This window comes from Candidatus Baltobacteraceae bacterium, assembly GCA_036488875.1.
GTDB lineage: Bacteria > Vulcanimicrobiota > Vulcanimicrobiia > Vulcanimicrobiales > Vulcanimicrobiaceae > JAFAHZ01.
Genome location: DASXGW010000013.1, coordinates 357,306 through 376,894, shown reverse-complemented (window position 1 = coordinate 376,894; position 19,589 = coordinate 357,306). Strand labels below are relative to the sequence as shown.

Below are 19,589 nucleotides of genomic sequence, written 5' to 3'. Positions count from 1 at the left end.
TCTCCTTTGTAATAGACGCCGCTCCGGCGAAAAATCGGCGGAGGGTGCGATCCGACCACCAACTTTACGACCGATGGGGCAGACCTGCCTGCCCCACACGCAGGAGTCCTGCGCAGTAAGACTCTAGTAGCAGGCGTGTTGGAACCCAACCAAACGGTCGTTCCTCTCAAACAGCGGCGGGTATGGCGCGATCTCGCAAAGATCCTTTCGACGATCTTCAACCCGTTCTTGACGGCGCTGGCGTTGTACGTCATTTTGTCGCACGCGACGGCGCGCGATACCGTTGACTTCTGGCGATTGTTATTCGTCTCGACGTTCTTCACGTCGATCGGTCCGATGCTCTACGTCTTCTGGCTGTACGCGACCGACCGCATCTCGGATCTCGACATGTCGGTGCGCGCGGAGCGCGAGACCGTCTTCACCGCCTTCGTCGCTTTCTATTTGACCGGAGCCGGAGTGTTGTGGCTCGTGCACGCGCCGCGCGTGTTGATCGCGACCATGCTCGGCTACTTTGCGGCGACGCTCGTGGTTGGATACATCACGCGCTACTGGAAGATCAGCACGCACGCCCTCGGAATCACGGCGCCGCTGGTCGCGCTCACGCTGCTCTACGGACGGCAAACGCTGCCGTTTCTGGTGCTGGTTCCGATGGTCTGCTGGGCGCGCGTCTACCTAAAGGCCCACACGCTGGCACAGGTGGTCGCCGGGGCCGTGCTGGGCGGCGTATCGACGACGCTCTTCTTCTACATCTTCCACGTGCGCACGATGATGACGTTATGATCGAGACGCGACGAGACGAAGGCTTCGACAAGTTCAACGCCAGCATCTCGGCGGCGGTCGACGCCGTGCGCACCACGTCGGAAGGCATCGCCGCCACGGCGCAGGAGCAAACGACGCTCATGGTCGCGCTCTCCGAGAGCGCGGGAATCCTCGCCAAGCAATCGCAAGAGACGGCCGACCGACTGGGGGCCGCGCAAACGCAAGCGCGCAGCGCGGCCGAGGACCTCGGCAACTCGTTCGAGGTCGTCGGCACGCTGCTGACGTCGGTTCAGCAGCTCGCCGAACTTTCGGCGGCGACCGCGGCCGCCATGGACGACTTCGGTCGACTGATGAGCGAGATCGGGCGCATGACCGATTTCGTCGAAGAGGTTTCGGACGAAACGCAGCTCTTGGCGCTCAACGCCGCGATCGAAGCCGCGCGTGCGGGAACGCACGGGCTTGGTTTCGCTGTCGTCGCCGGCGAGGTCGGACGCTTGGCGAAGACGACCAGCGAATCGACCACGACGATCAAGCATCTCGTCGGCGACGTGCAGCGCGAAGCCGAAGCGACGATTCACGCGGTGCGCGCGAACGCCCAGCGCTCGGCCGAATCCGCTCCGCTCGCGGACGCGGCGCACTCGTCGCTCGGTGAGATCGCCGAGCTCGCCGCGGATCTTTCCGTGGCAATCGACCGCGCCGTGGTCGCGGGGCGCGAGCACAGCGCCTTGGCCGGGCAGATGCGCCGCGAAACCGACGGTTTTGCCGGCACCGCCGCCCATCAGGGGCGTCAGGCGCTCGAATCGGCGTTTGCGACTCAGCGTCTATCGTATTACGGCGCCGAGATCGCCTACATTTCGCGCGCGCGAACCGTGGCCAAATCCGAGCGCACGTCGTTGAAAGTGGCGACTTTGCTGCCGCCGGGATATCCTCCGTCGCGCGCGTGGCAGCACGTCGCCAAACGCGTGGCGGAGCTTTCCGCCGGGCGACTCCAGCTCGAGCTCGAGATTCCGTTTACCGGCGGAACCGAGTTCGAAGCGCTGCTGCGCGTACGTTCGGGCGAGCTGGACATGATCAGCGTCACCACGTTCGTGGCGGGCGCTCTGCTGCCGCTCGCGCAGCTTTTTGACATGCCGTTTGCGTTCGACAACCTGCGCGAGGCGCATGCGATTCTCGACGGACCGCTGGGCAAACACGTGCTGCAATCGTTCGGTTCGTTCGGCTTAACGGGCATGGCGTACTTCGAAAACGGGATGCGGCACTTCACCAACTCGCTCCGGACGATCGCGCGCCCGCACGACGTCAAGCGCATGCGCGTTCGCATTCAAGACTCCGTCGTCTACCTGGCGTTGATGCACGCACTCGGCGCGTCGCCGAAGGTCATTCCCTTCACGCAGCTCCGTGCGGCGCTGGCCAATCACGAAGTCGACGCGCAGGAAAACCCCTTGCCGAACATTCTCGGCGCCCGTTTGCACGAGGTGCAGAGCCATCTCTCGCTCACCGCGCACGCCTACAACACGCAAATCGTCCTGGCTAACGTCGAGCGAATTCACGCGCTGAGCAGCGAGGATCGCGAGATCTTAGAGGCCGCGTTTGCCGAGGCGACCGCAGTCCACCGGCGCATCGCCGCCGAGGACGAGCTGCACGCAATTGCGGAGCTGCGCAAGTACCTGCAGATTCACGACCTGGCGCCCGAAGAACACGACGAGTTCGTCCACGCGGCGCGTTTTGTCTGGGAACGCATGGAGCCGCTCTTTGGAGCCGACGTCTTCCGTTTGCTGGTCTCGCGCAATCTATCGGCCTGGCATCCGAAAACGGCGATGACTTCGCACTCGCATCAAAGCTTCACGATCGACGACATCGTGACGTCGATCGACGAATCGGTTCGCGCCGTGCGCAGTACCGGCGAGAACATTTCGGCGCAAGCCCGCACGCAAATCGCGGGGCTGCGCGGCCTCGCCCAGCACGCTCTACGGTTGAGCGATTCGAATCGGACGCTATCTAGCGAGTTTTCCACGCTGAGCGGACGCTTCACGGCGGTGGCGCCGCAGGTAGAGACGATGCGCGGTACGGTCGACCAGCTCATCTCGACGATCGAGACGCTTTCGTCGATGGCCGTGCAGAGCCGCAAGGCGCTCGATCAGTTCGCCGGTTCGATGAAGCAGATCGTCGAGATCATCGCGCTGGTGCGCACGGTCTCCGACAAGACGAACCTGCTCGCGCTCAACGCCGCGATCGAAGCCGCGCGCGCCGGCGACTACGGTAAAGGCTTCAACGTCGTTGCTGGCGAGGTCCGCAATCTCGCCGAAAAGACCAAGGCTTCGACCAAAGAGATTCGCATGGTTCTCACCGATCTCGAACAGCGCGGAAAACAGGCTGCCGTCGCGATCGAGTCCGGCGTCTCGAAAGCCGAGCACAGCTCGCGCCAAGCGCGCGCTGCGCAAGAAGCGTTCGGCCGCATCGAAACGTTTGCGTTTTCCGCGTCGCGCACGCTCGGCGACGCGTTCGAAGCGGCGCAAGCCGAATCGCAGCGTTCGCACGCCATGTCGGGCGACTATTCGCAGATGGCCGAACTCGTCGATGCCTACGCGACGGAGAGCACGCGCGCGATGGGCGTCGCCGTCGAGCTCGAGCATCAGCGAAAAGCGTTATTCGCTTAAGCTAAAGTACTGGCAAACACAGTATGAAGTCCGGTGAAATCCTATCCTGCGGGATATTTCTCGCCGCCTGCCTCGGTGTCGCGGCACCCGCGGCTCCCAGACCGGCGCTGACCGGCGCGCAGACGGCAGCCGTCGATGCTTTTATGACGCAAGAAATGGTCCGCACGCACGTTCCCGGAGCGGCCGTCGGAATTTACAGCCGAGGAACGATGCTTCTCGCGAAGGGCTATGGCCTCGCTAACGTAGAGCTCGCCGTGCCGGTCAAACCGCAGACGATCTTTCAATCGGGCTCGGTAGGTAAGCAGTTCGTCTCGGCGGCGATCATGATGCTCGTCGAGCAAGGACGCATTTCGCTCGGCGACGGCATCGCGAAGTATTTCCCCGGCGCTCCCGCGTCTTGGGCCGCGATCAAGATCGAAAACCTTCTCTCGCACACCTCCGGTCTGGCCGAATACGAAACCGACGCGCGCACCGGCCCGAACGGACCATTCTACTTACGCCTGGATTTTACCGAAAACCAGTTGCTGCAAAAAATTGAAGCGCTGCCGATTGAGAACGCTCCGGGCGCCCGATGGGCGTATCGAAATACGAACTACGTGTTGCTGGGAATCCTGATCCATCGCGTGACCGGCCTGTTCTACGCGGATTATCTCGCCAAACACATCTTCAAGCCGCTGGGCATGACTTCGACCCGCCTCATTAGCGAAGCGGACGTCATCCCTAATCGCGCCGCCGGTTACCAATGGCAAAACGAAACCCTTAAAAATCAGGACTGGGTCTCGCCCACTTTCAACTCCACGGCCGACGGGGCGCTCTACTTCAACGTGCTCGACTTGGCAAAATGGGACGCGGCGCTGTACACGACCCGGTTGCTCAAACAATCCAGCCTGGACCGGATCTGGACGGTCTATCGGCTCAACGACGGAAGGCCTAACCCGGCTCAATACGGTTTTGCATGGCGGATCCACACGCAAAACGGTCATCGAATTGTCGAGCACGGCGGAGCTTGGCAAGGGTTTACGTGTCAGATCGCGCGATACACCGGCGATTCACTCACCGTCGTCGTCTTGACCAACTTGGACGCGGGCCACGCGCGTCCGGATTATGCGGCGCACGTCATCGCCGGACTGGTCGACGCTGCCCTTCTTCCGCAAAAGCTTACCGCCATTGCAGGCCCCGATCCACGCGTCATGGCTTCGCTCCGATCGGCGCTCGACCGTCGCCACCTCACGGCGTTGTGGCCGGGCGGCGACGTAACGCTGGTCGACCGTACGATCGACGAGGACGACCCGACGCTGAGGATCTATCAGTTTCGCCTTCTTAAGGCCTCACGCTCGGTTTTGCTCGACCTCGTCATCAACGCAAAAGGTCACATCGATTCACTCTTCGCGGAGCCCGACAAAGAGTACCGAGCTTAGGCGCCACGCGTTGCGACCCGCCTCTTTTGCTTCGTAGAGCGCCGCGTCGGCACACTCGATGACCTGCCACCACGTAGACGCCTCCGGTTTGCCCGGATCGAGCGGATAGGCGGCAACGCCGATCGAGACGGTTTTCCGTAACTGCGTGCCGTCTCCGAGCGTAAACGCACGGTCCTCAATGGCGCGCAGAACGCGCTGCGCCATTTCGCCCGCATCCTCGCGGCGCATGCCGCGCGTAACGGCCAAGAACTCTTCTCCGCCCCAGCGCACCAGGAAGTCGCTTTCGCGAAACACTTCTTCCAAGCGCTCGCGGACCTGCACGAGGACCTCGTCGCCGGCGCGATGACCGTGCTCGTCGTTGACCTGCTTGAAATGATCGACGTCGATGACGAAAAAGACGAGGTCGTTGGGCTGGCGCCGCGCGAGCGCGATCTCGCTCTCGATGTTTTGTGCGAGGAAGCGGCGGTTGCGCAATCCCGTCAACGGATCGGTGAGGCTCATTTCCTCGAGCGCACGGTTGGCTTGCGACAGTTCGGCGGTTCGATCGCGAACGGTCGCCTCGAGTTCGCGCTGGCGCCGCTCCAGTACGGAAGTTCGACGCTTTAGCGCCAAGAGCATCGTGCCGAGAACGAGCAGCGCAACGAGGAGGCGAAACCACCACGATTCGTACCAAGCCGCGATGGCGCGCACGTGCAGCAAAAGCGAACCCCCGCTCCACACGCCCAGCCGGTTCGTCCCGCGAACCTCGAGCGTGTAGCTGCCCGGCGGCAAGTTCGTATAGGTTGCCGAACGGTGCTCCGAATCGGCAGCGATCCAATCGCGATCGTACCCATCGAGACGATAGCCGTAATGCAGATCTTGCGGTCCGGAATAATCGAGCGCGGCGAACTCCGCGGTGAAGTCGTGATGTTGCGCCGCCAGATCGATCGTCGTGCCGGCGTTGGCCGCGTACGAACCCAAATCGCGACCGCCGGCCTTCAATGCGGTCAGGACGACCGGCGGCACGTAGTTCCACGGAGAAGCCGCGCGCGGCGCGATCACCGTCACGCCGTCGCCGCCGGCAAAGAACATCGTTCCGTCTTCCGATTGCGCGAAACCGCCGCCCCAGTAGCCGTAATCCGAGGTGCCGTCGGCCAACCCGAACGTTCGAGCGCGCAGCGTTCGCGGGTCGATCGCGGCCATCCGTTGATCCGTGCTGGCCCAAATCCGGCCGGACGGACTCTGCGCCAGACCGTCGACGTTCTCGTTGGGCAAACCGTCGGCGCGACCGAGATGCTTCACGGTGACCGTTCCGTTCTGCCGTTCTTGCAGGACGTTGAGCGGACCGCCGACCGCTCCGGCCCAGATGCGGCCCCGGCGATCCTCGAGAATCGTTTCGATCGTACCGGGACCGACCGAATCGGGATCGTGCGGATCGAACGTATAGCGAACGACGCGTCCCGTCAGCGGATCGATGCGGTCGAGACCGTTGGCCGTGCCGGCCCATAGCCGGCCGCGCCGATCGAAGTGCAGCGACGTCACGCGGTCGTTCGATAACGTATCGAGCGACGCCGAGTGACGAAACACGCGAACCGCTTTGCTTGCGGTGTCTTCTTCTACTATTCCGGCTTCCGTGCCGAGCCAGAGATGGCGCGGCGACGACGCGATCGCCGTAATGCGGGCGTTCGCCGCGATCTTCGGTCCCGCCGGACAGGTTGCGGCGGTCGCGTGCGCGCGAAGGGCACACAAACCTTGCAGCGTTCCGATCCAAAGCGTACCGTCGCTTGCGGGGCGCAGCCGGAGAACGATCGGCTGATTCGGCAGTTGGTAGCGTGCGATCGTCCCCGACTTGGGATCGAGCGACATAATCGCTCCCTTAAAACCGCCCTGCCATAACTTTCCGCCGAAGGCTGCCAAGGAAATCACGTCTTGATCGCCCAGACTGATGCCCGGACGGTTTTTCGAAAGCTCGTAGATACCGGTCGTATTGGGATTGTGCCACAACAAATCGCCGGCGGCGTTTGCGATCCAAATCAGGCCGGAACGGTCGCGCAAAAAGCCGACGGTCTGTCCTTCGGTGAGACCGCCGCTCGAATCGCGGTCTGCCGCGATGCGCCGGATCGCGCGCGTTGCGGAATCGACGATCGAGATGCCGGAGTCCGAGCCGATCCACATTTCGCCGGGCTTCACCTCGATGAACGACCGCTGCCAACCGGGTGTAAGCGCGGCATCGCCGGAGGCGGCGTCGATACGCTCGACGTGACGTCGCGACGCGTCGACGAGATAGACCGCGTTGTGCGATCCGAGCCATAACGTACCCGCCGCATCGATGTACGCCGCAGAAAATGCCGGCGGCGCGGCGCCGATTGGAAATCGCGCAAAGCCGCGCGCGTTACCGAAGAACAACCCTTCGCTGGTCGCTGCCCACACCACGCCGTCGCGGTCGATGGCGATTCCGCGAACGCGCGGCTGCGGCCTAAGCCCCGAGAACGCGACGTGCGAAAACGTTCCCGTACGCGGATCGAAACGGTCCACGCCTCCGTCACCGCCGACCCAAAGCATGCCGTTACGGCCCTTTGCCAGCGCGAGCACCGTAGCGCTGCGCGGACCCGCAGTCCCCGCCGTTACCGAGCGCCACGTGCGGAAGGTCTCCGACGCTTCGTCGAACCGCACCAATCCGCTCGATTCGGTTCCGATCCAAAGTCCGGGGCCGTCGGCCAGCAGCGTTAGCAAATATCCGTCGGGCAACGCTTTGGGATCGCTTGGATTCGGCGCGAACACGCGAAAGCGGTAGCCGTCGTAACGCGCTAATCCGCCTTGCGTCGCGATCCACATGAACCCGATCTCGTCTTGCGCGACGGCTTCGACGGTGGGCGGTAAATCACGCACGTCGACGCGCACGAAAACGGGGCTCGCGAGATTCGACCACAGCGTTGCGGCGAGTACGAAAGCGATCACGTCATAAATTCACGATGATAAGGTGCGATACGCCTGCCCTTCGGCTTCGGCCTGTTCTGAGCGTAGCGAAGCGGAGTCGAAGGGCTCGGGATGACACGTGCCGACGTCAGGGCTGCCGTCTCCCATAATACGGGCGACGTTGGAGCGAAAACGCGAAAGATCGCCGCTGGTAACGTAACGCAGGCGGCCCGATTCGGGCGGTCGGCCTTCGATGAGATGTGCGGCACGCTCCGCCTGCATGACCGCGGGATCGACCAGCGCGACGCCGGCGCCAAGTGCGCGCCGGAAATGTTCTTCCAAAAGCGGATAATGCGTGCAGCCGTAGATGACCGCATCGAGATCGCGAGGCAACTCGGCGCAGACCGCGGCAACGGCGTCGTCCGCGCGCTGCGTTCCCATTTCACCGGCTTCCACCAGCGGTACGAGCGCGGGGGCGGCGACTTCCCAAACTTCGGCGCCGGCGATCGCCGAGCGCAAGGTGCGGCCGTACGACCCCGCCTTGACCGTCGCGGCGGTCGCGACGACGCCCAAACGCCGGTAGCCGGCGCGCTGGATGGCCGTAGCGGCCGAGTCGATGAGGTCGAGCACGTGCGCGCGCGTCGAGGGCCAGCCGTAGCGCTCGGCAATTGCGCACGACGTGTTACAGCCAATCACGATTGCGGCGGCGCCTTGCGCGTCGAGCCATGCCAGATTCGCCGACAGCAGCCGATGCAGATCGTCCGGCGCGCGGTCACCGTACGGAACGTGCGCCTGATCGGCAAAAAAGAGCAAATCCGCCTGCGGAAGGCGCTCGTGCACGCGGCGCACGACCGTCAGGCCGCCGAGGCCCGAGTCGAAGAGTCCGATCATCGCTTGAGTGTAGGGTCCTATTGTGCCGGCTGATTGGGGACGGGATTTGCCTGCGCGTATTCGGCAATGCCGTCGGCGATCTCTTGTGCGACCTTTTGGTGCCACGACGGAGAAGCGAGCAGTGAGTAGTCGTGCGGATTGGTAAGGAAGGCCGTCTCGACGAGCACGGCGGGCATGCGCGCGTGCAGCGTTACGTACAGATGGCTCTTGATGATTCCGTCGTTCTTGGTCCCGTCGTCGGAAAGATGGCGCGAAACGTCACGTGCGAGCGCCCAATCCCGCTGCTTCGAGATGTAGCACGTCGTGCCGTACGGGCCGGAGTTGATAAACGCGTTCGCGTGAATGCTGACGAACATTCGGGCGCCAGCGATGTTGGCCACGTCATCGCGCGCTTGCAGCTCGTCGTGCGCCGACGCGTCGGGTCCGTACACGTCGACGTCGGTCTCACGGGTAAGCTTCACCTGCCATCCTTGCGACACCAGTAAGTCGCGCAGCCGCTTCGCCATGTCGAGCGCGATGTCGGCCTCGCGCAACCCGCCGTGCGCCGATCCGATGTCGCTGCCGCCGTGCCCCGGATCGATCACGATCAGACGAGGATTGGTCGGAACGTATCCGTTGTCGCGCGGTCCGAACTTCCAATTCGAATCCTCGGTGCCGTTGTCGCCGCCGTTCTCGCTAATGGGTGCGGGCGTCACGAGATCTTGCTGTTCGTCCGACGCGATCACCGATCCGATGCTGCCGGTGCCCATGCGCGCGACCTCGGAGGTGTCTTGACGACCGACCGTCAGCGTCAGTCCGGTGGCCGAAGGCGAGATCGTCAACGATTTGGGTCCGATCAGGGAGATCGCGACGCGCACCGTTTGCGGATCGTTCTGTCGTACGCGCAGCGATGCGAGCGGATCGGGTTCGTCTTGATCGATCGGAGGCCCGGCGAGCTGCGCGCCGGTGATGTCGACCCAAAAGCGGTTGTCGGGATCGCGTAAGCGATGCCATTCGAACGACGCATTACCGGTGACCGCGATCGAGACGACGTAACCGTCGGGCGATTGCTGCACGGAAACGCCGGTGACCATCGCGGGCCCCGTCGAAGGCGTCGCGGTCGGCTCCGACGACGGTTGCTGCGCCGGCATTTGCGGCGCGGTCGCCGGTTCCACCGGCTGCGTGGGAGCTTGTTGTTGAGCGACAGCTTGCGGCGCGGACGGTCCGGCGCCGCTAAACGCCAAGACGACGTCGCGGTCGTCATTACTGCGCGGTGCCTCGTGTGCCGCTCCGGGCAGCAGCTGCACGGTGACGAGCGTCTTGGGATCGCGGATGGTACCCGCTTGTGCGATCTGCATCGCGCGAATGCCGCCGGCGTTGACGGCACGCGTTCCGCTCAAGGTGGTGCCGACGCCGTCGAACTCGTACGTGATCGAAGACGGCGTTTCGTTGGTCACCCGGGGACGCAGCGGCGCACCGCCGTGCGCGACGACGGTCGTGCGACCGCCCTGCGTGGAAACGTCGAGCGTCGCGAGCTGCGGTTGCAGGAACGCGACGGCGCCGTCTTGGCGCAACGCGAGATCGAGCGAGCGAAGGACTTCGTCGAGCGGCAGATAGACTTCGGAGCCTTCCTGGTAGGGGGCGAAACCGGCTTGCAAGCTGATCGGGCCGACTTCGTAGCGGCGATCGCCGACTGAAAAACTCACCACCACCGGAACCGACGTCGTGATCATGACGTATCGCTCGCCGGGCTTCCATGTCAGGACCGCGCCCGTCGCGCGCAGCAGCGCTTGCAGTCCGGGATCCTGACTGCCGATCGCCAAACCGAGACTTCCCGATTCGACGTGCGTGAACCGAATGGTTTGTTGCTGATACTGCGCCGTAATAGGCGCGTTCGTTCCCGCGACGGCAGCCGTTGCAAGCGCGAAAGCGAAAACGAGACTAAAAGTCGGAACGATGCAGTGGCGTATCAAGCTCAACGTGGCCCCCCGGAAGCGTTGCTAGCTTCTGCCCTTCGACTTTGACTTGCACGGCGTCGACGCCGGACAGTCCGGTCAGGGTGTAAACGAGTGCCTTGAACTCGCCGTTCTCAGCAAACGCCCCACCCGGCTGCTGCTCTACTTCCTTAGAAAGATCGACCGTTGCCGTCGATCCGTTAACGGTCGCGCCCAGGACGCGAGTTCCCGGCGGAAAGCGTATCGCTTGCACCTCGCTCGGTGGGCCGGCAACCGCTTCGACGGCAGCGTATAGTGCGGTGTTGTGCCGGTGTTCCGCCGCGCTCTCACCCGGCTGCTGCGGACGTAAAGAGACGCTCTGCGTAGCGAGCGTCGTTCCATCGAGTTTCGTGTAGTAGACCGTCAGGCTTCCCCCGGCGGCCGGGGGTCGGTGAGAGAGGTAGTACCACGTGCCGGCGGCGACGATCGCCAGCACCAGGACGAGCAGAGGTAAGCGCGATCCCCTCACGTTCTACCGGTATTCTCTGATCCGTGCGCGTATCCATGCAGTTATGAAGTGGGTCGGCAAGACCATCGACGGCGAGCGGCGCCGTTTGGAGCGCGCGCGGCGGCGGTTTATCGACGAGCCCGATGAAGAACGCCTCCACGAGCTGCGTACCCGAGCACGCCGGCTGCGCTCGTTCCTGGAAGCCGTGGCGGAACTGGAACCCCGCCCAAAACTGCTGCGCCGGCTCAAGCGCGCGGCCGCGTTGACCGACGCGGCGCGCGACGCCGCGATTCTACTGGCACTGCTCGACAACGCCGTCGATGAAACCGAACGCCTAACGGCCGAACCCCTTCTCGAGCAACTGCGCGAGCGCGAACGCACCGCGACGAGCGAAGCGCGCAGGCTGCTGCGCAGGATCGAATTCGCGTGAAGCCGCGACGCGTTCCTCTCGACGACGCGCGCCGCGCGCGCGACGTTATCGACGCCATCGTGCGAACGCGTCGGGCGGAGACCGAGGCGCTTTCGGCCGCCTTTGCTTCGAATCAAATGCACGAGCTGCACGACTTTCGCATCGCATGTAAACGGTTACGCTACGCGATGGAGCGATTTAGCAAACGCGTTCCGGAGTTCGAAGCGCCGGCTGCGAGCCTAGCGGCGATTCAAGACGCGCTTGGCGAGGCCCACGACCGCGACGTGCTGCTCGCCATTCTTCCACCGACGATGCCGGAGACGGAGCGTGCGCTGCAGGAGCAGCGCGAGGAACTCGTGCGGCGTGCCGCCGACATTTGGGCGTCCCTCCCGCCGTAACTTGCTATAAGGACGCGCATTCCGCTGCGGTATCGTCCTCAATCGGCTTGTTGGCAAGGTCTCGTATTTTTTCTTCGTCTTCTTCCAACTCTTGTTCGGCGCGCGCTTGCTCGGCTAACCCCTCGCCGCCGGCTTCCGGATTAGCGATTGCGAAGGCAAAAGCGCCGCCGAATGCCGTAAGTCGAATCACTTTACAGAGCCTGGCGAAAATCTTCGCCTGGCGCGCGGTGGCAAGATTACTTTGACTTCATGAGTGCGAGAAGGCGAGCAATCCAACGATTCATCCGATCCTCCCCAAACGCGGTACGGGCGTAGAGTATTCGAGCAAGGGATGGCTGCCCGATTTTAGCCGAGCGCTAGGCTGCCTTTGTCCCCATTGCCCCTAAGTGCTAAGAAACAAACATGGGAGTTATGGAGCGAAGCGATATCGTTCTTACGGGAAAACACGTGCGGCTGGAGCCGCTGGATTACCGGCACGCCGAGGGCCTGGCGCAGGCCGGCGCCGGCGCCGATCCGGATCTCTACCGGTGGAGCTTCGTTCCCGTCGGAGCGGACGCGGTGCGCACGTACATCGAGACGGCCCTTCGATGGCGCGACGAAGGCAACGCGTTTCCGTTTGCAACCGTGCGATTGAGCGACGGGAAAACGATCGGCAGCACGCGCTTCTTCGACTTCGAGCGCTGGCCGTGGCCGGCAGGCTACGAGAACGCGGGACGGCCGTTCGACGCGTGCGAGATCGGATTTACGTGGCTCGGTCCCGACGCGATCCGAACCGCAGCCAACACCGAAGCGAAGCTGCTCATGCTGACCTACGCATTCGAAACGTGGAACCTGTGGCGCATCGTCTTTCATACCGACGAACGCAACGAGCGTTCGCGTAACGCTCTAGCACGCATCGGCGCGAAGTTCGAGGGCATCTCGCGCGCCTATCGTATTGCAACCGACGTGACGCCGCGCAACTCGGCCCGCTTCTCGATCCTCGCAAGCGAGTGGCCGGAGATAAAGCGTCAGCTTTCGTCGATGGTGTAAAGCCACCAGTGCGAGGAGCCTTTGCGCGCTTCGCGGTCATAATAGGCTTCGATTCGCGAACCTTCGGCGGTTTGCAGTTCGAACCAATGACGTTTGAGATACGTATCGCCGCGATCGTCCTTCGTCGAACGCCACGAGCGCAGCACCGACGCGATGTGGAGCTCGCCTTCTTTCCAGCCGAACGTGCTTGGAACCGGCGGCGCGCTTGCGTCGGCCGCGGTGATGAACCCATCACCGATCGGCGTTAGCGGTGCGCTGACAAAGCGACGCACTAGACCATATACGATTTGGGTGGGGCGTCCATTTGGAGGATGGGTCGATCGATGGTGAAATCGGCGATGCCGCTGCTGGTGATTCCGTCGATTGCCAGATCGCTCAAGATGCGGCCGATGACCGACGCGAACTTAAACGCGTGCCCCGCACCGATGGCGACGCAGACGTTGGGGTGCTCGGGCAGCGTATCGATGACGAAGTCGCGATCGGGCGTCAACGTGTAGAGGCACGTCTTAACCAGATGCAGCGGACCGTTCGCATCCGGGAGATTCCGTTCTAAGAATCCAGTCACGCGGCGCGTGATCTCGGGATCTTCCTCGAACGTGCGCCTATCGGCATCGACCGGCTCGCCGCCGGCGTCTTGCGTGACCTTCACCGCTCCGTTTTCGCCGAATACGGGAAAGCCGTAGAACGACGGATCGTCCATCCAAATCCACACCGGAAAGCGCCCGAACGCAAATCGCTCCACGTTGCGCGCGCGAAAGTACATCGCTTGCTCTTTGGTGACCTCGAGCGGGGGGCGCACGTCGAACTGCGCGAGCGCACGCGCGCTCCACGGACCTGCCGCGATTGCCAGCGCGCCGGAACGATACCGTTCACCGCCGGCTTCGACCTCGATTTCGCCGCCGCGGGTGCGTATGGCGGTAACGGGCGTACGGTCGAGCAAGGTCGCGCCGTACGCGCGCGCCGCACGCTGATGAGCGGCCGTCGCGCGCTCGGCCGCGACGATTCCGCTCTCGGGCTGAAAGAGACCGCGAACGTCTTCGCCGATCGTGAACGCCGGCCAGCGCTTGCGAATCTCCGCCGCATCGAGCCATTCGAAGGGGACGCCGCACGCACCCATCGCGTCGGCATAGCCCTGCAGCGGAATTGCGCCGTTCTCCGGACCGATATCCAAGCCGCCGGTTTTGAAGACGAGCTGCTCGCCGGCGTCGCGTTCGACCGATTCCCATGCCGCATAGGCTTCTTTTGCAAGACGCACGTACGGTGCGGTAACGTACGACAGACGGATGATACGCGAGTGATCGTGCGATTCGCCGCGCGCGTGCCCGAGCTCGAACTGCTCGATGCCCAGCACGCGTACGCCGCGCTTAGCCAACCAATACGCCGCACCGCTGCCGATGCCGCCCAGACCCAAAACGATGACGTCGTACTCAGCCATCGCCGAGCCGCTCACGAACGTACCGGCGAATATCCAAACTATAATCTTCCATCGGCGCGTAGTAACCGTATTCGAATCGCTGCGAGCTCATGCCCGACTGCACGCAAGCGCAGATCCACCAATCTTGACGGTTGACCAAATCCCAGAAATCGATCGCATCGCTGGGGTCGAAACCCGGCTTGGCGATCTCCGTTGGATGAAACAGAAAATCGCATTGCACGACGGTTTTCGACGGGCTCTTGGGCCAGAGCGAAAACGCCGCGACGTGCTCGGCCGAGAGGCTCAGCATGAAGTTGGGATAGATGAGCTCGCCCTTGTGGCGCACGCGCTCGTCGTCGTCGAGACCGGGGAACGGCTCGCGCGCGGTCGTTCCGCTGAACGTAAACGTCCAAGCGCCTTCGCGATGCGCAATGCCCCGCTCCCAGTCGAGCTCGGCGCCGCCCTGACGTTTGAACGCGGGCACGACGCGGCACAGCTCGGGATGGACGCCCGCGCAGTGGTAACACTCGTTATAGTTCTCGAGCAGAACCTTCCAGTTCGCATCGACCTCGTAAACGATCGATTTGACGGTGACGAGATCGGCGAGCGGATAGCGCGCGAGACGTTCGGGGACTGCGCCGAGCTGATCTAAGAGATGCCCGCTCTTCGACTTCGCCTGTCCTGAGCGTAGCGAAGCGGAGTCGAAGGGCTCAGGATGACAATTGATAAACAGGAATCCGCCCCACGTGTCGACCGCAACGGGATGCAGCTTGCGCGCTTCGATTGGGACGTCGCCGTCTTCGACGAACGGTGTCGCGACGAGCGTTCCGTCGAGGGCGTAAGACCAGCCATGGTACGGGCAGCGGATTGCGCCGCGCTGCACCCCCTCGCCGCACAGCAGACGGCTGCCGCGGTGGCGGCAAAGATTGATGTGACCGTAGAGCCGGCCGTCGCGGTCGCGGATGACGATGATGCTCTCGCCGGCAAGGTCGAGCACCTCGAAAGCTCCGGGCTCGGAGAGCCGATCGGCACGCCCCGCGTAGAACCACTGATCCCAGAAGATTGCCCGCCGCTCGCGCTCGAAGAAAGCGTCGTCCCAGTAAGCGGCGCGGGGCAGGGAGACGTCCAGAGGTCGTTCGGCCAAGAGCTGGCTACTCCCGAAGGCTTCGGCGGTCTTTTCAAGTAAACGCCAAATAAATCGTTGGTCAGGAGGGGTTTCTAACAAACGGGATGGAATCCTCGGGACCTGCCTCCGGAGTGACACTCATGGACACTTTTGCACGGCCCTCCGTCGGCTCGGGCGCAATGACGCTCGACGCCTCTTGCTATACCTCGGCCGACGTTTTCACGCGCGAACGCGAGCGCATTTTCTCGCGAAGCTGGATTTGCGTCGGACGCGAGGAGCAGGTACGTCAGCCCGGCGAGTTTTTCGTCGCGGACGTCAACGGCGACAGCCTGATCGTCACGCGGGACGCAAGCGGCACGCTGCACGCCTTCTATAATGTATGCCGCCATCGCGGCACGCGCATCTGCGAGCAGCACTCCGGCCGCTTTCAAGGCTCGATCCAATGTCCGTATCACGCCTGGACCTACGGCTTGGACGGCGCGCTCAAAGCGGCGCGCAACATGGCAGAGGTCGTGGGCTTCGACCGCGCGCAGTATCCGCTGCACGAAGCTGCGATCGCGACCTGGGAAGGCTTTATCTTCGTTACGCTTGCCGAGAAACCGGAGCCGTTCGCGGAGCTTTTCGCGCCGCTAGTCGGACGGTTTGCGAAGTGGCATATCGGCGAGCTGCAGACGGCTGCGACAATTCACTACGATCTGGCCTGCAACTGGAAGCTCGTCTTCCTCAATTACTCGGAGTGCTACCACTGCCCGTTGGTGCACCCGCAGCTCGATAAGCTTTCGCCGTCGGACAGCGGGCGCAACGATCTAACGGACGGTCCGTTCCTGGGCGGTTACTCCGAGCTGCGCACCGACGGTACCAGCTTGACGACTAGCGGCCACACGTCCCGCCCGCCGATCGGCGAGGTCTCGGGCGACGAGCTCAACCGCATCTTCTACTACACGATCTTCCCGTCGATGCTCCTCAGCCTGCACCCCGACTACGTGATGGTGCACTACGCGAAGCCCGTGGCGCCCGACCGCACGTTAGTCGAATGCGCGTGGCTCTTCGATCCAAACGAAATGGCCAAGCCTGGATTCGATCCGAGCGATGCGGCAGATTTTTGGGATCTGACCAATCGTCAGGATTGGCACGTCAACGAACTCACGCAGCTTGGCATGCGCTCGCGCGCGTACACGCCGGGACCGTACTCTAATGCCGAAGGCCTGCTGAGCGCGTTCGATCGCCACTACGTTGGTGTGATGAGTTGATCGCGGCCGCTACCGTAGCGCTTATGCTGCACTGGCGCAACGTCGGGCCGGCAGTGGCCGGCGGACGCACGGCCGCAGTCGCCGGGACCGATGCCGACCGCAATCTCTACTACTTCGGAAGTGCCGGCGGAGGCGCGTACAAGACGGCCAACGGCGGATTGACGTGGAGCGACGTTTCGCCGCACGGCGCGACCGCCGCGATCGGTGCGATGGCGATTGCGCCGTCAAACCCCGAGGCCGTGTGGATGGGAACCGGCGAGCCGAATCCGCGTAACGACGCCTCGTACGGCAACGGTGTTTGGCTAACGCGCGACGGCGGGGCGACGTGGGCGCATCGCGGTCTCGAGCGCACCTACGCGATCGCCAAGATTCTCGTCGATCCGCACGATGCGAATGCCGCGCTGGTGGGCGCGCTCGGCAATCCGTTTCGCGATACTCGCGAACGCGGCGTGTACCGTACGACCGACGGCGGCAAGACCTGGCAGCAGACGCTCTTTGCCGGACCGCAAAGCGGCATCTCCGACATGGATTGGAATCCGCGCGATCCGCGTGTCGTCTACGCCGGCGTGTGGCAGTTTCGGCGTAAACCGTGGACGTTTACGAGCGGCGGTCCCGTCGACGGCATCTATAAATCCGGTGACGGCGGCAGTACCTGGCACAAGCTCGCGGGCGGCGGATTGCCGCGCGGATACATGGGACGCATCGGTATCGCGGTCGCGCCCAGCGATCCGCGTCGCGTCTACGCGCTCATCCAATCCAAGGCGGGACTGCTGTGGCGATCCGACGACGCCGGCGCGCATTGGCGGACGATGAGCGACGACACCCTGATCGACCAGCGGCCGTTTTACATGAGCCGGTTGATCGTCGACCCGCGCAACGCCGATCACGTGTTCTTCGCGTCGGAGAATCTCATCGAAACGCACGACGGCGGTAAAACGTTCGACGACGTGTCGTCGGCGGTGCATCAAGACCATCACGGTTTTTGGATCTCGCGCGACGGAAAGCGCCTCATCGAAGCCGACGACGGCGGCGCGCCGATCTCGATCGACGGCGGCAAGACGTGGGATTGGCGCTTCAACGTCGATCTCGCGCAAATCTACCATATCGGTTACGACGATCAGAATCCCTATCACGTGTGCGCGGCGATGCAGGATGACGACTCGTATTGCGCGCCCAACACCAGCCTGAGTCCGCTCGGCCTCACCGAGCGCGACTGGCGCGACGTCGCTAACGATGCGGACGGCGTCGCGGTGTGGCCGGAGCCCGGCAATCCGAACTCGGTTTGGAACGTCGGCATCAACGAGCTCAGCGGTCAGCTCGGAATTTTCGATTTGGACTCGCGCCAGAACTATGACATCACGCCGTACGTACGCGATACCAACGGTCGTAAGCTCGAAGGCCTGCCGTATCGTTTTAACTGGGAGGCGCCGATCGCCCTTGGTCCCGGTGTGGGGTACCTCGGCGCCAACGTGGTCTTCAAAACGACCGATCGCGGACGCACGTGGGCCGCGATTAGTCCCGATCTCACGCGTAACGATCCGAGCAAACAACAGCTCGCGGGGGGACCGATCAACACCGACATCTCCGGTGCCGAGTTTTACGACAACCTGCTCGACATCGCAATTTCGCCGCTCGATTCTAAGACGCTTTGGGCCGGAACCGACGACGGGAAGATCTGGCGCACGCCCGACGACGGCGCGCATTGGACCGACGCGACGCCGGCTTCGATCGGACCGTGGGGGCGCGTCGAAACGGTCGAGCCGTCGCACGCCGCGTTAACGCGCGCCTACGCCGTCGTCAACCGCCACGGGATGGGCGATCTCACGCCTTACGTTTTGGTGACCGACGACGGCGGCGCGCATTGGCGTACCGTTACCGCGGGTTTACCGGCCGGCGAACCCGCGCACGTCGTGCGCGAGGATCCGCGCAATCCCGACGTGCTGTACGCCGGACTGGAGCAAGGCGCCTGGATCAGCTTCGACCGCGGCGCGAGCTGGCAGAACATGCATCTCGACATGCCGGCCGTTTCGGTGCACGACATGCGCGTGCAGCCGTCGGCCAACGATTTGATCGCCGGCACGCACGGCCGCGGCATCTACATTCTCGACGATCTGGCCCCGCTGCAGGGTTTGACCGCCGCGCAGCGCGCCGGTCGCGTCGAGCTCTTCGGGCCGCGTACCGCCTACACGTGGTACGTCTGGTGGGAGGGACAGTACGGAACGTACGACGACGAGTGCTGCGTCCCGACGGGCGTCTTCAGCGGCACCGACGCGCAGTACGGCGCCTTGCTTTCTTACTATCTGCCGCATTCCGTGCCCGGCGCATACGTCGAGATTCGCGATGCGGCCGGCAAGCACGTGCGGCGTTTCGACGTCGAAGGCGGCGCGGGCGTACGGCGCGCCGCGTGGGATTTGTTGGAGGATCCAGTGGTGGCGTGGAAAGCCGCACGCGATTGGAACAAGACGTGGACCGCGCCGATGGTCGTCCCGGGAACGTACGAAGCGGTGCTGCACGCCGGCTCCGAAACCGTCTCGCGGACGATCGACGTGAAGGCTGATCCGCGCGCGCATTGGACGCAAGAACAGTACGTCGCGCGTCACGACTTCCTCGCCGAGCTTGACGGCGAGCTCTCGGCAATCGACGCCGCGCTCAACGATCTCGATGCTCGTCGCAGGCATGCCGGCGGCGCGCAAGGTCACGCGATCGACCGCGTCTACGCTCAGCTCACGTCGGGCATCGTCAACTCCGAGGACGACCAATGGCGCCCCGACAGCTTGAGGGAACGACTGACGATTCTCTTGGGCGTCGTGAATCTCTCCCAGGGTCCACCGCTACCGCCGCATCTCAAGGAAGCGGCGGAGATCAAAGCCGAGTACGACGCAGCCATGGATGCTTATCACGCTCTCACTGTGAGGCCATAGA

General features: G+C 63.5%; 16 protein-coding genes. 8 read left to right on the top strand and 8 right to left on the bottom strand.

The window, feature by feature from the left end:
- Positions 1-138: 138 nt before the first annotated feature.
- From VGG89_16340 to VGG89_16330, 3 genes are read left to right on the top strand one after another with little or no spacing between them, the layout of a single operon-like run.
- Complete coding sequence (locus VGG89_16340; GenBank protein HEY1978122.1) at positions 139-780, top strand: phosphatase PAP2 family protein; 642 nt, start codon at positions 139-141, stop codon at positions 778-780.
- The gene (locus VGG89_16335) at positions 777-3,416 is read left to right on the top strand and encodes a DctP family TRAP transporter solute-binding subunit (GenBank protein HEY1978121.1); all 2,640 of its coding nucleotides are present in this window, start codon (positions 777-779) and stop codon (positions 3,414-3,416) included. The genes VGG89_16340 and VGG89_16335 overlap by 4 nt, the downstream gene beginning before the upstream one ends.
- A 23-nt stretch (positions 3,417-3,439) precedes the next feature.
- Positions 3,440-4,834: a serine hydrolase domain-containing protein gene (locus VGG89_16330; GenBank protein ID HEY1978120.1), complete on the top strand. Its 1,395-nt coding sequence runs from the start codon at positions 3,440-3,442 to the stop codon at positions 4,832-4,834.
- Here the strand turns inward: VGG89_16330 and VGG89_16325 are convergent.
- Genes VGG89_16325 through VGG89_16310 form a run of 4 tightly spaced genes read right to left on the bottom strand, consistent with a single transcriptional unit; the run spans position 4,796 to position 11,062 of the window.
- Positions 4,796-7,771 carry a diguanylate cyclase gene (locus VGG89_16325; GenBank protein HEY1978119.1) on the bottom strand — a complete coding sequence of 992 codons (2,976 nt, stop codon included), beginning with the start codon at positions 7,769-7,771 and terminating at the stop codon, positions 4,796-4,798. The genes VGG89_16330 and VGG89_16325 overlap by 39 nt on opposite strands.
- 9 nt (positions 7,772-7,780) lie before the next feature.
- Positions 7,781-8,620, bottom strand: coding sequence for a glutamate racemase (gene murI, locus VGG89_16320; GenBank protein ID HEY1978118.1), 840 nt, complete (start codon positions 8,618-8,620; stop codon positions 7,781-7,783).
- 17 nt (positions 8,621-8,637) lie between these two features.
- Positions 8,638-10,578: an N-acetylmuramoyl-L-alanine amidase gene (locus VGG89_16315; protein ID HEY1978117.1), complete on the bottom strand. Its 1,941-nt coding sequence runs from the start codon at positions 10,576-10,578 to the stop codon at positions 8,638-8,640.
- Complete coding sequence (locus tag VGG89_16310; GenBank protein ID HEY1978116.1) at positions 10,541-11,062, bottom strand: GerMN domain-containing protein; 522 nt, start codon at positions 11,060-11,062, stop codon at positions 10,541-10,543. The genes VGG89_16315 and VGG89_16310 overlap by 38 nt, the downstream gene beginning before the upstream one ends.
- 43 nt (positions 11,063-11,105) lie before the next feature.
- On the opposite strand from VGG89_16310, the gene VGG89_16305 reads away from it, so the two are divergent.
- Positions 11,106-11,471: a CHAD domain-containing protein gene (locus tag VGG89_16305; protein ID HEY1978115.1), complete on the top strand. Its 366-nt coding sequence runs from the start codon at positions 11,106-11,108 to the stop codon at positions 11,469-11,471.
- Positions 11,468-11,848: a CHAD domain-containing protein gene (locus VGG89_16300; GenBank protein HEY1978114.1), complete on the top strand. Its 381-nt coding sequence runs from the start codon at positions 11,468-11,470 to the stop codon at positions 11,846-11,848. Before VGG89_16305 ends, VGG89_16300 begins: the two co-directional genes overlap by 4 nt.
- Before the next feature lie 4 nt (positions 11,849-11,852).
- Here VGG89_16300 and VGG89_16295 read toward each other — a convergent pair whose 3' ends face one another.
- Complete coding sequence (locus tag VGG89_16295) at positions 11,853-12,038, bottom strand: hypothetical protein (GenBank protein HEY1978113.1); 186 nt, start codon at positions 12,036-12,038, stop codon at positions 11,853-11,855.
- A gap of 212 nt (positions 12,039-12,250) precedes the next feature.
- Here VGG89_16295 and VGG89_16290 point away from each other — a divergent pair, with 212 nt between their 5' ends.
- Entirely contained in the window at positions 12,251-12,877 is a 627-nt protein-coding gene (locus tag VGG89_16290; GenBank protein ID HEY1978112.1) for a GNAT family protein, read from the top strand.
- Here VGG89_16290 and VGG89_16285 read toward each other — a convergent pair.
- The 3 genes from VGG89_16285 to VGG89_16275 are packed head-to-tail and all read right to left on the bottom strand — an operon-like array spanning position 12,856 to position 15,435.
- Complete coding sequence (locus VGG89_16285) at positions 12,856-13,149, bottom strand: DUF6504 family protein (protein HEY1978111.1); 294 nt, start codon at positions 13,147-13,149, stop codon at positions 12,856-12,858. The two genes, VGG89_16290 and VGG89_16285, sit on opposite strands and share 22 nt — an antisense overlap.
- Complete coding sequence (gene solA, locus VGG89_16280) at positions 13,149-14,312, bottom strand: N-methyl-L-tryptophan oxidase (protein ID HEY1978110.1); 1,164 nt, start codon at positions 14,310-14,312, stop codon at positions 13,149-13,151. The genes VGG89_16285 and solA overlap by 1 nt, the downstream gene beginning before the upstream one ends.
- Positions 14,305-15,435 carry an aromatic ring-hydroxylating dioxygenase subunit alpha gene (locus VGG89_16275; GenBank protein ID HEY1978109.1) on the bottom strand — a complete coding sequence of 377 codons (1,131 nt, stop codon included), beginning with the start codon at positions 15,433-15,435 and terminating at the stop codon, positions 14,305-14,307. Before VGG89_16275 ends, solA begins: the two co-directional genes overlap by 8 nt.
- 122 nt (positions 15,436-15,557) lie before the next feature.
- Here VGG89_16275 and VGG89_16270 point away from each other — a divergent pair, with 122 nt between their 5' ends.
- Both VGG89_16270 and VGG89_16265 read left to right on the top strand, forming a co-directional pair.
- Entirely contained in the window at positions 15,558-16,667 is a 1,110-nt protein-coding gene (locus tag VGG89_16270) for an aromatic ring-hydroxylating dioxygenase subunit alpha (GenBank protein ID HEY1978108.1), read from the top strand.
- Positions 16,664-19,588, top strand: coding sequence for a hypothetical protein (locus VGG89_16265; GenBank protein ID HEY1978107.1), 2,925 nt, complete (start codon positions 16,664-16,666; stop codon positions 19,586-19,588). The genes VGG89_16270 and VGG89_16265 overlap by 4 nt, the downstream gene beginning before the upstream one ends.
- Position 19,589: the final 1 nt, after the last annotated feature.

Excerpts from the sequence above, each read along its gene's own strand:
- VGG89_16290 (HEY1978112.1), top strand. The coding sequence starts at position 12,251 with ATGGGAGTTATGGAGCGAAGCGATATCGTTCTTACGGGAAAACACGTG.
- VGG89_16305 (HEY1978115.1), top strand. The coding sequence starts at position 11,106 with ATGAAGTGGGTCGGCAAGACCATCGACGGCGAGCGGCGCCGTTTGGAG.
- VGG89_16270 (HEY1978108.1), top strand. The coding sequence starts at position 15,558 with ATGGACACTTTTGCACGGCCCTCCGTCGGCTCGGGCGCAATGACGCTC.
- VGG89_16335 (HEY1978121.1), top strand. The coding sequence starts at position 777 with ATGATCGAGACGCGACGAGACGAAGGCTTCGACAAGTTCAACGCCAGC.
- solA (HEY1978110.1), bottom strand. The coding sequence starts at position 14,312 with ATGGCTGAGTACGACGTCATCGTTTTGGGTCTGGGCGGCATCGGCAGC.
- VGG89_16330 (HEY1978120.1), top strand. The coding sequence starts at position 3,440 with ATGAAGTCCGGTGAAATCCTATCCTGCGGGATATTTCTCGCCGCCTGC.
- murI (HEY1978118.1), bottom strand. The coding sequence starts at position 8,620 with ATGATCGGACTCTTCGACTCGGGCCTCGGCGGCCTGACGGTCGTGCGC.